11 protein-coding genes are annotated in these 14,230 nt (G+C 69.4%); 6 read left to right on the forward strand and 5 right to left on the reverse strand.

The features are described from left to right. Positions 1-3: 3 nt before the first annotated feature. A complete protein-coding gene (locus tag AC06FD_RS12380; RefSeq protein WP_478077963.1) occupies positions 4-1,890 on the reverse strand; it encodes a sigma-54-dependent Fis family transcriptional regulator in 1,887 nt (628 codons plus the stop codon). Positions 1,891-2,126: 236 nt separating this feature from the next. Between AC06FD_RS12380 and adh the strand changes: the two genes are divergently transcribed. From adh to AC06FD_RS12400, 4 genes are all read left to right on the forward strand, one after another. Beyond that, complete coding sequence (adh, locus tag AC06FD_RS12385; RefSeq protein WP_478047381.1) at positions 2,127-3,656, forward strand: aldehyde dehydrogenase; 1,530 nt, start codon at positions 2,127-2,129, stop codon at positions 3,654-3,656. 81 nt (positions 3,657-3,737) lie between these two features. Next, a complete protein-coding gene (gene adhP, locus AC06FD_RS12390) occupies positions 3,738-4,766 on the forward strand; it encodes an alcohol dehydrogenase AdhP (protein ID WP_394164355.1) in 1,029 nt (342 codons plus the stop codon). A gap of 111 nt (positions 4,767-4,877) precedes the next feature. Next, complete coding sequence (locus AC06FD_RS12395; RefSeq protein ID WP_478077964.1) at positions 4,878-5,255, forward strand: DUF779 domain-containing protein; 378 nt, start codon at positions 4,878-4,880, stop codon at positions 5,253-5,255. A 19-nt stretch (positions 5,256-5,274) separates the two neighbouring features. Further along, complete coding sequence (locus AC06FD_RS12400) at positions 5,275-5,691, forward strand: hypothetical protein (RefSeq protein WP_259207993.1); 417 nt, start codon at positions 5,275-5,277, stop codon at positions 5,689-5,691. A gap of 79 nt (positions 5,692-5,770) precedes the next feature. Here AC06FD_RS12400 and ligD read toward each other — a convergent pair whose 3' ends face one another. The 3 genes from ligD to AC06FD_RS12415 form a co-directional block, all read right to left on the reverse strand. After that, entirely contained in the window at positions 5,771-8,326 is a 2,556-nt protein-coding gene (gene ligD, locus AC06FD_RS12405; RefSeq protein ID WP_478077965.1) for a DNA ligase D, read from the reverse strand. 6 nt (positions 8,327-8,332) lie between these two features. Next, on the reverse strand, positions 8,333-9,280 hold the full coding sequence (gene ku / locus AC06FD_RS12410) for a non-homologous end joining protein Ku (protein WP_394164352.1): 948 nt from the start codon (positions 9,278-9,280) through the stop codon (positions 8,333-8,335). Between the two features lie 91 nt (positions 9,281-9,371). After that, positions 9,372-9,767, reverse strand: coding sequence for a hypothetical protein (locus AC06FD_RS12415; protein WP_394164351.1), 396 nt, complete (start codon positions 9,765-9,767; stop codon positions 9,372-9,374). A gap of 145 nt (positions 9,768-9,912) precedes the next feature. Here AC06FD_RS12415 and AC06FD_RS12420 point away from each other — a divergent pair, with 145 nt between their 5' ends. Continuing rightward, the gene (locus tag AC06FD_RS12420) at positions 9,913-10,239 is read left to right on the forward strand and encodes a hypothetical protein (protein WP_259208002.1); all 327 of its coding nucleotides are present in this window, start codon (positions 9,913-9,915) and stop codon (positions 10,237-10,239) included. A gap of 30 nt (positions 10,240-10,269) precedes the next feature. Here AC06FD_RS12420 and AC06FD_RS12425 read toward each other — a convergent pair whose 3' ends face one another. Continuing rightward, positions 10,270-12,396 (reverse strand): TonB-dependent receptor family protein, encoded by a 2,127-nt coding sequence (locus tag AC06FD_RS12425; protein WP_478077966.1) that lies wholly within the window; start codon positions 12,394-12,396, stop codon positions 10,270-10,272. A 174-nt stretch (positions 12,397-12,570) separates the two neighbouring features. Between AC06FD_RS12425 and AC06FD_RS12430 the strand changes: the two genes are divergently transcribed. Beyond that, positions 12,571-13,773: an amino acid aminotransferase gene (locus AC06FD_RS12430; RefSeq protein WP_478077967.1), complete on the forward strand. Its 1,203-nt coding sequence runs from the start codon at positions 12,571-12,573 to the stop codon at positions 13,771-13,773. Positions 13,774-14,230 lie beyond the last annotated feature (457 nt).

Raw genomic sequence — 14,230 nt, forward strand, 5'->3', positions numbered from 1 at the left:
GGCTCAGTGCCGGTGGGCGGCCTCACCGAGGCGGCGGTACAGGGTGCTGCGGCTGATGCCCAGCGCCCGCGCCGCCTGCGCCACATTGCCCTCACTGGCGGCCAGCGCGTCGCGCATCGCCGCCAGGGTCATCGCCTGCAGTCCTGCGTCAGCGCCACGCGCCGGCGCCACCGCTGGCGCGGGCATGCGGACCTGGGCCGGCAGTGCGTCCAGGCCGATGGCCTCACCAGGGTCGCTCAACGCCACCAGCGTGCGCAGGCATGCGCACAGTTGGCGTACGTTGCCTGGCCAGGCGTGCGCTGCCAGCGCCGCCTGCGCCGCGGGCTCCAGCACGCGGCCCTGGCCCAGGCGTGCCCACAGCCCGGCCACCAGGGCGGGGCGGTCGGCATGCTCGCGCAACGGCGGCAAGGTGACGGTGTGGTCGGCGATGCGGTAGTACAGGTCGCTGCGGAACCCGCCGGCCTGCATGGCCTGGTCCAGGTCGCGGTGGGTGGCGCAGATCAGCGCGAAATCCAGCTGGACCGGCTTTCCACCGCCCAGCGGCGACAGCGTGCGTTCCTGCAGGACCCTCAACAGGCGCGGCTGCAGGGCCAGCGGCATGTCGCCGATTTCATCCAGGAACAACACCCCGCCCTGCGCCTGGCGCAGCAGGCCCGGGCTGCCTTGCCGGCGCGCACCGGTGAACGCGCCCTCTTCGTAGCCGAACAACTCGGCTTCGATCAGGCCCTCGGGCAGCGCCGCGCAGTTGACCGCCACGAACGGCTTGCCGGCACGCATGCTGCGCCGGTGCAGTTCACGCGCGAAGACGTCTTTGCCGGTCCCGGTCTCGCCCTGCAGCAGTACCGGTAGCTGCGCATCCAGCACGCGGCAGGCCCGTTCCAGCACGCGCTGCTGGTCGGCATCGAACAAGGGCGTGGCATCCACCGGGGCGACACGGCGCGGCGGCACCGGCAGGGCGGCGGGCGCACGCCCGGGGGCAGGTACCCGCGACGGCGCGTGGCTGCGATCGTCCAGGTGACCGTACAGCGCGCGGCCCTGGCGGTCGATCAACGCGCCATCGTCGTGCAACCGCGCCAGCGGCCCATCGAACAGCGCCGCATACGGTGCGTGGCCGATGTCGGCATGCTCCAGCCCGAACAGCGCCAGCCCGGCGCGGTTGGCCGCCACCAACCGCCCGCTGCGGAAGCCGAGGATGCCTTCGCGCGCGGTGCCCAACAGGGCCGCATCATGGTGCAGGCGCAGCAGCTGGCAATCGGCCAGCCCGCTGTCGAAGTAGCGGTGCTCGATGTGCGCCACCGCCTGCCGCGCCAGGACCCGCGCATGCAGGTGCTGCAGGCGCGCGTCGCCGGAGATGTCCAGCACGCCCACGCGCTGGCCGTAGGGGTCGAAGATCGGCGTGGCCGAGCAGGTCAGGATGCCGTGCGGGGCGAAGTAGTGTTCGCCGCCGCGCACTTCCACCGAGCGGCCTTCGACGATCGCGGTGCCGATCGCGTTGGTGCCCACCGTGGTCTCATCCCAGCGCACGCCCGGCATCAGCGCCACGCGCCCGGCTTTGTCCAGGAAACCAGGGTTGCCTTCTGCGTCGAGGATCCAGCCATCCTCGTCGGTGAGCAGCACGATGCTGCCGGCCGCGGCGATATCGGCCGCCAGGCCGTCCAGCTCCGGGCGTGCCAGGCGCCACAGCTTCTGCTGGCGCTCGCGCAGTTCGCGCAGGCGCGCATCCGGCAGCGGCTCCACCTCCGGCTGCGCATCCACCGACAAGCCGCCACGCAGGCAGCGTTGCCACGACTGCAGGATGGTATCGGGGACGATGCCGACCGGCGCCGCGCCGCGCTCGAAGAACGAGCGGCGCGCATTGCCGACGCGGTGCTGGAGCGGAAGCTGGGACACCTGATTCTCCAGTGTCGCACTCTGCGACAGTTGTAGCGGGACCTGTTCCGATAAACAGCACAGCCGGCGTTACCGCGCAATGACCTGCCGTGCTGCACTGCCACAGATTCGATGGGTCGAGTGCGGCACCGCACCGCATGAGCGGGTGCCGCAGTGCAGCAGGGCAAAGCTGGCATCGTCCTTGCGGCAGGGAAGGGACCCCGATGGGCCTTTCCACCTCTGCCGGAGACACCCCGATGAACGCTGTCACGTCCGCCAAGCCGCACGCCACCGATCCGCAGTCCATCTTCAAGCCGCGCTACGGCAACTACATCGGCGGGGAGTGGGTGGCCCCGCGCAGCGGCCAGTACTTCGAGAACACCACCCCGGTGACCGGCAAGGTGTTCACCGAGGTGGCGCGCTCCAATGCCGAGGACATCGAGGCCGCCCTCGACGCCGCGCACGCCGCCAGGGCGGCCTGGGGCCAGACCTCGACCACCGAGCGCGCCAACATCCTCAACCGGATCGCCGACCGCATCGAAGAGAACCTCGAGCTGCTCGCGCATGCCGAGACCTGGGACAACGGCAAGCCGATCCGCGAGACGCTCAACGCCGACGTGCCGCTGATGGCCGACCACTTCCGCTATTTCGCCGGTGCGGTGCGCGCACAGGAAGGCAGCCTGTCGGAGATCGACAAGGACACCGTCGCCTACCACTTCCATGAGCCACTCGGCGTGGTGGGGCAGATCATCCCGTGGAACTTCCCGATGCTGATGGCCGCCTGGAAACTCGCCCCGGCGCTGGCGGCCGGCAACTGCGTGGTGCTCAAGCCGGCCGAGCAGACCCCGGCCTCGATCCTGGTGCTGATGGAGGTCATCGGCGACCTGCTGCCCAAGGGCGTGCTCAACGTGGTCAACGGCTTTGGCGTGGAGGCGGGCAAGCCGCTGGCCTCCAACCCGCGCATCGCCAAGATCGCCTTCACCGGCGAGACCACCACCGGCCGTCTGATCATGCAGTACGCCAGCCAGAACCTGATCCCGGTGACGCTCGAACTGGGCGGCAAGTCGCCGAACATCTTCTTCGCCGACGTGATGGCCGAGGACGATGACTTCCTCGACAAGGCCGTTGAAGGCTTCGTGCTGTTCGCCTTCAACCAGGGCGAGGTGTGCACCTGCCCCTCGCGCGCGCTGATCCAGGAATCGATCTACGAGAAATTCATGGAGCGTGCGCTCGCGCGCGTGGCCGCGATCAAACAGGGCAATCCACTCGATCCCACCACCATGGTCGGCGCACAGGCCTCCTCCGAGCAGTTGGAGAAGATCCTCTCCTACTTCGACATCGGCCGGCAGGAAGGTGCGCAGGTGCTGATCGGCGGCGAGCAGGCCAAGCTCGACGGCGACCTGGCCGGCGGCTTCTACGTGAAGCCGACCGTGTTCAAGGGCCATAACAGGATGCGCGTGTTCCAGGAGGAGATCTTCGGGCCGGTGGTCTCGGTGACCACGTTCAAGACCGAGGAGGAAGCGCTGGAGCTCGCCAACGACACCCTGTACGGCCTGGGTGCCGGCGTGTGGAGCCGCGATGCCTCGCGCCTGTACCGCATGGGCCGCGGCATCCAGGCCGGGCGGGTCTGGACCAACTGCTACCACGCCTACCCGGCGCACGCGGCCTTCGGTGGCTACAAGCAGTCGGGCATCGGCCGCGAGAACCACAAGATGATGCTCGACCACTACCAGCAGACCAAGAACCTGCTGGTCAGCTACTCGCCGAAGAAGCTGGGCTTCTTCTGAGCCCCCGGTTGATTCCGATCAAGGCGCCGGCATGAGGCCGGCACCACAGTGCCGTCATTGGCAATCCACGGAGATCCACGCATGAACAAGACCATGAAGGCCGCGGTCGTCCGCGAGTTCGGCACGCCGTTGCGCATCGAGGAGGTCGAGGTGCCGCGTCCCGGCCCGGGCGACATCCTGGTGAAGATCGAAGCGTGTGGCGTGTGCCACACCGACCTGCACGCGGTCGACGGCGACTGGCCGGTCAAGCCCAATCCTCCGTTCATCCCCGGCCATGAAGGCGTCGGCCACGTGGTCGCGGTGGGTGCCGGTGTGCGCCATATCCGCGAAGGCGACCGCGTCGGCATCCCGTGGCTGTACTCGGCCTGCGGCCACTGCGAGCACTGCATGGGCGGGTGGGAAACCCTGTGCGAAGCCCAGCAGAACACCGGTTACTCGGTCAACGGCGGCTTCGCCGAATACGCCCTGGCCAACGCCGATTACGTGGGCCTGCTGCCCAAAAACGTGGGCTTCATCGAGGTGGCGCCGATCCTGTGCGCCGGCGTCACCGTGTACAAGGGCCTGAAGGTCACCGACACCCGGCCCGGGCAGTGGGTGGTGATCTCCGGGATCGGCGGGTTGGGCCACATGGCCGTGCAGTACGCCAAGGCGATGGGGTTGAACGTGGCGGCGGTGGATATCGACGATGGCAAGCTTGCGCTGGCCGAGCGACTCGGCGCGACGATCACCGTCAACGCGCGCAACACCGACCCGGCCGCCTTCCTGAAGAAGGAGATCGGCGGTGCGCATGGCGCGCTGGTCACGGCCGTCTCGCCGAAGGCCTTCGAGCAGGCGCTGGGGATGGTCCGCCGTGGCGGCACGGTCTCGTTGAACGGCCTGCCGCCGGGCAACTTCCCGCTGGATATCTTCGGCATGGTGCTCAATGGCATCACCGTGCGCGGCTCGATCGTCGGCACCCGGCTGGACCTGCAGGAATCGCTGGAATTCGCCGAGCAGGGCAAGGTGGCCGCCACGGTCACAAGCGATTCGCTGGAGAACATCAACGACATCTTCGCGCGCATGCAGGCCGGCAAGATCGAGGGCCGCGTGGTGCTGGACATGAGTGCGTAACCGGCTGCGCGTTGCCGTCCTGCGTCGCGTCCCCTCTCCCGGCGGCAGCAGGACGGCAGCGCCGGTTCTTCCGTCCTGCCGGCCATGGGCCGGCGCCCATGGCACCCGATCATGACCGACCTCCCGCTCCAGGTAATGGCCACGCTGCCGGCGTTGCAACTGATCGAGACGCTGCAGGCTCGCCATGGCGACCTGCTGTTCCACCAGTCCGGCGGCTGCTGCGACGGCTCCTCGCCGATGTGCTTCGCGCAGGGCGACTTCATCGTCGGCGATCGCGACGTGCGGCTGGGCGACATCGGCGGCGCGCCGTTCTACATCAGTGCCTCGCAGTTCGAGTACTGGAAGCACACCCAACTGATCATCGACGTGGTGCCCGGGCGTGGCGGCATGTTCTCGCTGGAGAACGGCGAGGGCGTGCGCTTCCTGGTGCGCTCGCGGCTGTTCAGCGATGCCGAGTTCGCCCGGCTCAGGGCCGCCGGCAAGGCCTGAGCCTGCGCAGGCGTCCATAATGGGCGCCCTGCCCGTGCCCTGGATCGCCATGTCCGCGTTGTCGCTTGCCAAGACCGCCGTGCTCTCCGTGCTGTGCGTGGTGGTGGCGCTGTTCGTGCTCGGCATGGTCAGCGGCGCCGCCGGCTGGATCGCGCCGTGGATCGGGCTCGGCGAGGGCGGGCAGGCACGGCTGGGCTGGGACCTGGCCTGGACCATCCTCGGTGGCGCGGCCGCCACCGCGTTCGCCGCGCGCTATGCACCGAAGGCGCCCTACGTGCACGGGGGCGTGGTCTGGGCGGTGATTGCCGCCGCATCGGTCTATGCGGCCTGGGACCTGGGCAGCGAGTTCCCGTTCTGGTTCGTGGTGGTGCTGCTGGTCTCGCTACCGGTGCAGGCGGCCGGGATCTGGCTGGGCGCGCGCTGCCGACCGCGTTGAGGGTCATGCACGGCGAGGCAGGGCCGCCTCCGCGCGCGTGTCGGGAAGGCGGGTGGAAGGGCGACGGTGCTGCGGTGGATCAGGCCCCGGGCAGGACCTGCTTCACCGTGTCGATGCCCTCCCACGGGTCCTGCTTCAACCGCTGCGCCCGCTGCAGGGCCTTGGCCAACGGGAACGCATCCGGTGCGCTTGCCCGGCCCAGCTCTTCCCAGCGCAGCGGCACCGCCACGCCGGCACCGGGCCGCGCGCGCAGCGACCAGGAACACACGCTGGTGGCACCGCGCGCATTGCGCAACCAGTCGATGAAGATCACCCCCGTGCGCTTGGCCTTGCTCATGGTGGCCACGTAGCGGTCCGGGGCATGCTCGGCCATGGCCTGCGCGAAGGCCTCGCAGAACACCTTGGCCTGCGCCCAGTCGGCCTTGGGCTGCAATGGCACCACCACGTGCACGCCCTTGCCGCCGGACAGGCGTACGAAGCTCTGCAGGCCGGTCTCCAGCAAGCGGTCGCGGATATCGCGTGCGGCGCTCTTGACCTGCGCCCAGCTGACGCCCTCGCCTGGGTCCAGGTCGAACACCAGCCGGTCCGGGTGCTCGGGGTCGGCCACCGTGGCGCCCCATGGGTGCAGCTCCAGCGTGTTCATCTGCACCAGCTGCAGCAGGCCCTGCACATCCTCGATGTAAAGGTAGTCCTCGCGCCCGCTCTTCTGTTCCAGCGGGATGGCCTGCACCGCCTCGCCCAGGCCGGTGCCGTGGTGCTTCTGGAAGAAGCAGGGTTTGTCCACCCCATCCGGGCAGCGCAGCAGCGACAGCGGCCGGCGCGCCACCTCGGGCAGGATCCACCGGGCCATCTGCCGGTAGTAGTCGGCCACCTCGCCCTTGGTGATTTTCGCCTTGGCGAACACCACGCGCTCGGGGTGGCTGATGTTGACGTCACCCGCGTCGTCATCGGCACCGCGGGTTGCCGCCGCGGCGCTGGCCTTGGTCCGGGTCTTGCTGGCGTGGGTCTTTTTTTCGGCGGTAGAGGCTTTCCGCGCGCCGCCCAGATCCTTCGCGGCCTTGTCCTCGCGCAGGCGCTTGAAACTGGCCTGGCGCAACAAGCCTTCCTTGGCCCAGCCGCGGAAGGCAACCTCGGCCACCAGTACCGGCGCCACCCAGTGCACGCTGCGCGCGGGGAACGGCACATGCGCGGGCAGGGTGACCGCCGCATCGTCCACGGCCAAGGCGGCGAGCTGCCGGGTCAGCGCGCGCAACAGCGCATCGTCGAACCCGGTGCCGACACGGCCCACGTAGCGCAGGCCGCCCTTGTCCGGGGTGGCCATCAACAACGAACCAAACCCGCTGCGTGCGCCCTTGGGTTCGGTGTAGCCGACGATCAGGAACTCATCGGTGTTCTCGTGCTTGATCTTGATCCAGGCCGGCGATCGCGCGTTGACGTAGGCGGCATCGATGCGCTTGCTGATGATGCCTTCGAACCCGGCTTCGCCGCTGGCCGCGAACACCTCAGGCCCGTGATCGATCACGTGCTCGCTGTAGGCCAGCGTGCCGGGCGTGGGGCCGATCAGGTCCTTGAGCAGCGCCTTGCGTGCCAGCAACGGCGAGCGGCTGATGTCCACGCCGGCAAGGCCGGGCATGTCGAATACCACATAGCGCAGCGGTTGTTTCGCCGTGCCGTCGATGACCTTCTGCAGCGCGGTGAAATCGCTGCGACCCTGCGCATCCAGCACCACCAGCTCGCCGTCCAGGCGCAGGTCGCGCACCGGCAGCGCCGACAGCACCTGCACCACTTCGGGGAAGTCATCGGTCCAGTTCAGGCCACCGCGCGAGCGTAACGACACCACGCCGTCGCTGACCTCGGCCAGCAGGCGGTAGCCGTCCCATTTGATCTCGTGCAGCCAGCCATCGCCGTCCGGGGCGGTGGCGCGGTGATCGGTCAACTGCGGCTTGAAGCCGGGCGGATAGGGTGTGTCCCGCGCGTCCGGGAGCGCCAGCGCGCGCGCGTGCCAGCGCGCGTCGGCCTTGCGCACCGCCGGTGCCTTGGCGGCCTTCTTCACTGCCTTGCCGGTGCCAGCACGGGGCGTCGAGGCGGCCGTCCGCTTGCCAGCCGTACGCCGTGCGGGCGCCGTATCGAGCAGGTCGTCGGCCTCGGCATCGCGTGCATCGTCATCGTCGCGTTTGATCAGCAGCCACTGGTGCTGCTTACCCTTCATCGCGGTACGCACCAGCTTCCAGCCGCCCTTGAGCCGCTCACCGTGCAGGACGAAGTCGAGCTTGCCGGCGGCCATCGCCTCGAGCGGATCGCCGTCGCACGCCCAGGTGCCATGGTCGTAAACATCCACGTGTCCGGCGCCGTAATGGCCGGTCGGAATATCGCCTTCAAACGTCGCATAGGACAGCGGATGGTCTTCCACTTCCACGGCCAGGCGCTTCTCGCCCACGCGCAGCGACGGCCCCTTCGGCACCGCCCAGCTCTTGAGCACGCCATCGGCTTCCAGGCGGAAGTCGTAATGCCGTGAACTGGCGTGGTGCAGCTGCACCACGAAGATCGGGCGGCGTGCCTGTGCGGCGCGACGCTCGGCGTCGGGTTCGGGCGTGCCATCGAAGCGGCGTTTGCGACGGTATTCCTGCAGTGACATGTGCGCTTATCCGGCCTTGCGCGTGGTGCTGCGCGTGGCGGTCTTTTTGGTCGCCTTGGCGGCTTTCCCGGCAGGCTTGGCCTTTTTCGCCGCGGCCTTCTTCGCCGCCGCCTTCCTGGGCGCGGCGGTCACCGCCGTCTTCTTCGCCGGCGTGCGCTTTTTCGCATCCAGGCTTTTCTGCAGCAGCGACATGAAGTCGACCACGTTGGTGGCATCGTCCTCGCGCGGGACAGGCTCGTCCTCCACCCGGGTGGTGCCGCCCTTGGATTTGATCCGCTTGGTCAGCAGCGTCTGCAGGCGCTCGCGGAACTCGTCGTGGTAGTCATCCGGCTTCCACTCACCGGACATCGAATCGATGAGCTGCTCGGCCATCGCGGTTTCCTTGCTGCTGATCCGGTACTCGGCCAGGCTGCCGCTGGGCAGCTTGTAATCGTCCGGGTCCACCAGCTCCTGCGGGTAGCGCAGGATCATCAGCACCAGGCCGTCGCCGTGTGGCATCACCGCGCACAGGTACTCGCGCGTGCGCACCACCACCCGGGCGATGCCGACTTTTCCGGTCTTGCGCAGCGTCTCGCGCAACAGCACGTAGCCCTTCTCGGCCTTCTTGGCCGGCACCAGCAGGTAGGGCTTCTCGTAGTACCGCGGATCGATGGTGGTGGCATCGACAAAGGTTTCCACTTCCACCGCCTCGTGGCTCTCCGGCGCGGCCGAGCGGATGTCGTCCTCTTCCAGCACGACGTAGCTGCCCTTGTCGTACTCGTAGGCTTTCACGATGTCCTTCCACGGCACTTCTTCGCCAGTGTCCGCGTTGACCCGCTCGAAGCGGATCGGCTTGCGGTCGCGCGAGTCGAGCATGCGGAACTGCAGGTCGACCTTGCGTTCGCCCGACATCAGCGACACCGGGACGTTGAGCAACCCGAACGACAAGGTGCCGGTCCAGATCGGTCGGGCCATGGCGGTGCTACTCCAGCGTGGTAGAGAACGCAGCTGTACCCCGGCCCACGTGAAACGCCCGTGTCCGCACCGTGCAGGTGCCCTTTACGCGCTACTGCAGCAGGCCGTGCACCGCCGTGGCCGGCATGTGGTCCAGCGCCAGCCAGGCGTCCTCGACGATGCCGCGCGCCTGCGCCCAGCCCAGCCGCGACTGCCCGCGCATCTGTTCCCAGTGCTCGGCCAGCTCGCCATCGGTGTCATCGCTGCCGCGCGGCCAGTCCGCGTAATGGGTGGTAAGCGCGAAGGCATACGCGGGGTACAGGTCGCGCCAACTGCGGTGGCCGTGGCCGCGCCGCTGCTCGTAATCGTTGCGCATGTACTGCAGGTAGTCCTGGGCCACCGCCTGGGCTTCCTCGGTGCGGTCGCGGCGCACGCGACGCGCGCTCCGGACCGGCTCCAGGTAGGCGTGGAACAGCGCGGGGGCGGCGCGGCGGTCGAGGCGGGGCATGGCACGACTCCGGCAGTGCGTGGGGCAGGCAGGAATAGCCCCGCCGCCGTTAGCCAGCCGTGACAGATCCGTTCAAAGCGGGCGATTCGCAGGGACTTCACCTGGCAAGCGCTGTAGTGGTTGCCCCCGTCCTGGAGATACCCCCATGCAACGCGATCCACTGCGCGAAGCCACCACGCCCGTTCCAGGCGAACAGCGCGCCAAGCACGACAACCAGGACGCCGAGGACCGCGGCGCCGGCATGCCCGCGCCCGCCGACCCGGACCACCTGCCGGTGGTCGCCGGCCCCAGCCATGGCTATCGCGACCGCAAGGACCCGACCGGCACCCCGCACCCCGGCGGCCGCGAACACCCCGAGCAGCGCCAGGCCCGCAAGGACCACGCCAGCGACAACCAGGACGAGGCACTGGACGAGACCTTCCCGGCGAGCGACCCCACCTCGCCGTTCGTGCCGGCCAAGGTGCCGCGCTGACCCACCCGCCGGCGCCGGCTCAGGCGCCGGTCACGGCGCCCACTGCCACTGCAGGCCGACGCTGTAACGGCGGTCCGGGCCCGGCTCGAAATAGCGCTGGTTGCCATCGTTGACGATCACCGAGCCGATGTAGCGCTGGTCCAGCACGTTGTCGATCCCGGCGAAGGCGCGCAACGTGCCTTGGGCGGTGCTCCAGCGGCGCGCCACTTCCAGGTTCAGCAACGCGTATCCGGCGGCTTTCTCGGTGGCCAGGTCGTTGACCACGGTGTCGCTGGAGGCCACCACCTCGGCCGCCCACTGCCAGGGCCCGGGCCGATACTGCAGACGCACGTTCCACTGCTGCTGGGGTACCCCGGGCAGGCGCGCGCCGGCGGCGACGGTCGTGCAGCCGGAGTTGCCGCACAGCGGGTACGGATCACGCACCGTGGCCTCGATCCAGGTGTAGGCCAGCGACAGGTCGGCCTGCGTGCCCAGCGGTTGCGCATAGCGGGCCTCGGCACCCTCACGGCGGGTGCGGCCGATGTTGCGGTAGGTGCTGCGGCCGCCGCTGTTGCTGGCCACCGCCAGCTCGTCATCGGTATTGGCGCGGAACAGCGCGGCCTCGACCTGCGCGCCGCTCTGCGCATGCCACTTGCTGCCCACCTCCAGGTTGCGGCTGCGCGCGGCGGACAGGTCCAGCGCCAGCCCGGCCTGGCCGTCGGCGCGATAGCCCAGCTCGTTGAAGGTCGGCGTCTCGAAGCCCCGCCCGGCCGACGCGTACAGCCGCCAGGCGTCGCTTGCACGGAACACCACCCCGGCGACCGGGGTGGTGGCGTCGTAACGCCGCGAACCGCTGTCGTCGGGGTTGCCGGCGGTGACGTAGTGATCGCGGGAGCGGAACCGCACCGTGCTATGCCGCACGCCGAGCAGCAGCGACCAGCGCGGCGCCCACTGCCACCAGGCCTGGGCGAACTGGTCGACGTTCTCGACGCGGTCGGCCTGGTCGCGACGCAGGCGTCCCTTGATGCCCACCTGATCCCCGACGAAGTTCTCGTAACCCCGGCGATCCTGCGCCTGTCGGTCGGCATTGGCGCCGATCACCAGATCCAACGGCCGCCCGGCCCAGTCGCCATGCCAGCTCCAGCGCGCATCCACGCCACCGTAGTCCCCGTCCAGGTCGATCACCCCGCCGGCATGCAGCGGGTTGGCCTGCGGCGCCGGCGGGATCGCCAGGAACTGCTCGACGCTGCGCTGCCCGGCGTAGCCCATCGCGCGCCAGGTGTGGGCGCCGTCGGTACGGGTGAAGACCAGCCCGGCCTGGGCCTGGCGCACCGATTTGCGGGTGTTGTACTGCGTGGCCACCGACGTGGCCTGGCGCGGGTCGGCGTTGACCTGGGACCGGCTCAGCCCCAGCGGGTCCTGCGCGTCGGGCGAATCGAAGTAGTTCAGGACCAGGTCCAACTGGCCGCCGCCCACGTCGGCCCCCAGCCGTGCATTGAGCGATTCGCGCCGCGCGGCGCTGTGCTCGCGCCAGCCATCGGTGCGGAAATGGTTGGCCGCCACGTTGTAGCGGATCGGCCCCTGCTGGCCGCGCAGCTGCGCGCCGGCGCTGAGGGTGTTGTCGCTGCCCGTGTCCAGGCGCAACCGCCACGGGTCGTCCGCTGCGCCCTCGGCGCTCCAGACCTGCACCACGCCGCCGGAGGAGTTGCCATACAGCGCGGAGAACGGGCCCCGCAGCACCTCCACCCGCTGCGCCGAGAGCAGGCTGGCGTGGGAGAGCTGGCCCTGGCCATCGGGCATGGTCGCCGGCACCCCGTCGACCAGCACGCGCACGCCGCGCACGCCGAAGGTGGAGCGCGCACCGAAGCCGCGGATCGACAGCTGGGTGTCCTGCGCATAGTTCTGGCGATCACGCGCGACCACCCCGGGAATGCCTCCCAGCGCCTCGGACAGCTGGGCCAGCCTGCCGTTGGACTCGTCATCCAGCCACACCGTGGTGAGCGACGCCGGCAGGTCCACATCCTCCACCTGCTGTACCCGCGCGGCCTGCACCTGAACGGTGGGCAGTCGCTCCACGGGCGGGGCACCGTCGGCGGGCGGTGCGGCCTGTGCCAGGTTCGGCAGAAACACCGCCGAAAGCAGCGCGCAGGAGGGAACGAACGGGGGCAAACGGCGCATACGGTACGAGGTCCTCGGCGGGGTGGGGGCCGCACGCCATGGTACGGGAAGCGGTTGTGACGGCGGCCGCCGCGCCCTCGGCGTGGCTTTGTTACGATGGGTCGGTTTTGGCTGATTCTGCCGCAACCTGCGTCGCGACATCCTCCCCCTTCCGTCATCCGAATGAGTACCGCCGTGTCCTTCTTTGCAAATGTGGAACTGGTCCCAGGCGACCCGATCCTGGGCCTGACCGAGGCATACAACGCCGACAGCCGCCCGACCAAGGTCAACCTGGGTGTGGGCATCTACTACGACGAGAGCGGCCGCATTCCGCTGCTTCGCGCCGTCAAGCAGATCGAGCAGCAGCTGGCCAATGACGCCAAACCGCGCGGCTACCTGCCGATCGACGGCCTGCCGGCCTACAACCAGGCCACCCGCGAACTGGTCTTCGGCAAGGATTCGCCGCTGCTGGCCGCCGGCCGCGTGGCCACCTCGCAGACCATCGGCGGCAGCGGTGCGCTGCGCGTCGGCGCGGACCTGCTGCACAAGCTGCTGCCGCACGCCACCATCGCCATCAGCAACCCGAGCTGGGAAAACCACCGCGCCGTGTTCGGCGCCGCCGGCTTCGAGGTCGTCGAATACAGCTACTTCGATCCGGCCACCCACGGCGTGGACTTCGACGCCATGCTGGCCGACCTCGGCAAGCTGCAGCCGGGCACCGTAGTGCTGCTGCACGCCTGCTGCCACAACCCCACCGGTGCCGACCTCACCCTGGCCCAGTGGAAGCAGGTGGCCGAGCTGCTGAAGGACCGCCAGCTGTTCCCGTTCATCGACATGGCCTACCAGGGCTTCGACAAGGGCATCAGCGAAGACGGCGCCGCGGTGCGCATCATCGCCGAAGCCGGTATCGACAGCTTCGTGGTCGCCAACTCGTACTCCAAGTCGTTCTCGCTGTACGGCGAACGCATTGGCGCGCTGTCGGTGGTGGCCCCGGACGCGACCGCGGCCAAGGCCGTGCAGTCCCAGGTCAAGCGCATCATCCGCACCATCTACTCCAGCCCGTCCAACCACGGCGCGGCGCTGGTGGCCGGCGTGCTCAACAGCACCGAGCTGCGCCAGGTGTGGGAAGCGGAACTGACCGAGATGCGCGAGCGCATCCACGCCCTGCGCCACGGCCTGGTGGAAAACCTCGTCGCCGCCGGTGCACCGCAGTTCGCCTTCATCAACGACCAGGCCGGCATGTTCTCGTACTCGGGCCTGACCCGCCCGCAGGTGGACCGCCTGCGCGACGAGTTCGGCATCTACGCCGTCGGCACCGGCCGCATCTGCGTGGCCGCGCTCAACCAGGGCAACCTGGCGTACGTGGCCCAGGCCGTGGCGACCGTCGCCAGGGGCTGATGCGTTCGGTAGTGCAATGAAGAACGGCCGCATTGTGCGGCCGTTCTGCTGTTCGCCGCGCGGAGGGACGGGGAGGGACGGGGAGGGACGGGGAGGGACGGGGAGGGACGGGGAGGGACGGGGAGGGACGGGGAGGGACGGGATGGGATGGGACGGGACGGGACGGGACGGGATGGGACAGGACGCGGCGCGGCGCGGCGGGACTGGACTGGACGGCGCGCATCCCTGGTAGAGCCGAGCCATGCTCGGCTGCTCTTGCCCCGCGCGAAAGGCAGCCGAGCATGGCTCGGCTCTACCTGGCTTTTTGCCGTATCCCGCCTGCCTCGTAATGCCGTGGATGGCCGGCGCCAGTAATGAAGAGCGGCCGCCTCGTGCAGCCATTCTCTTGTTCGCGGCGGGTCGGGTCGCGGCGCGACGCGGCGGATCAGGTCCGGTCGCGGCAGCGCCCATCCCTGGT

The sequence above is a fragment of the Stenotrophomonas sp. Steno-Z1 genome (genome assembly GCF_056393175.1).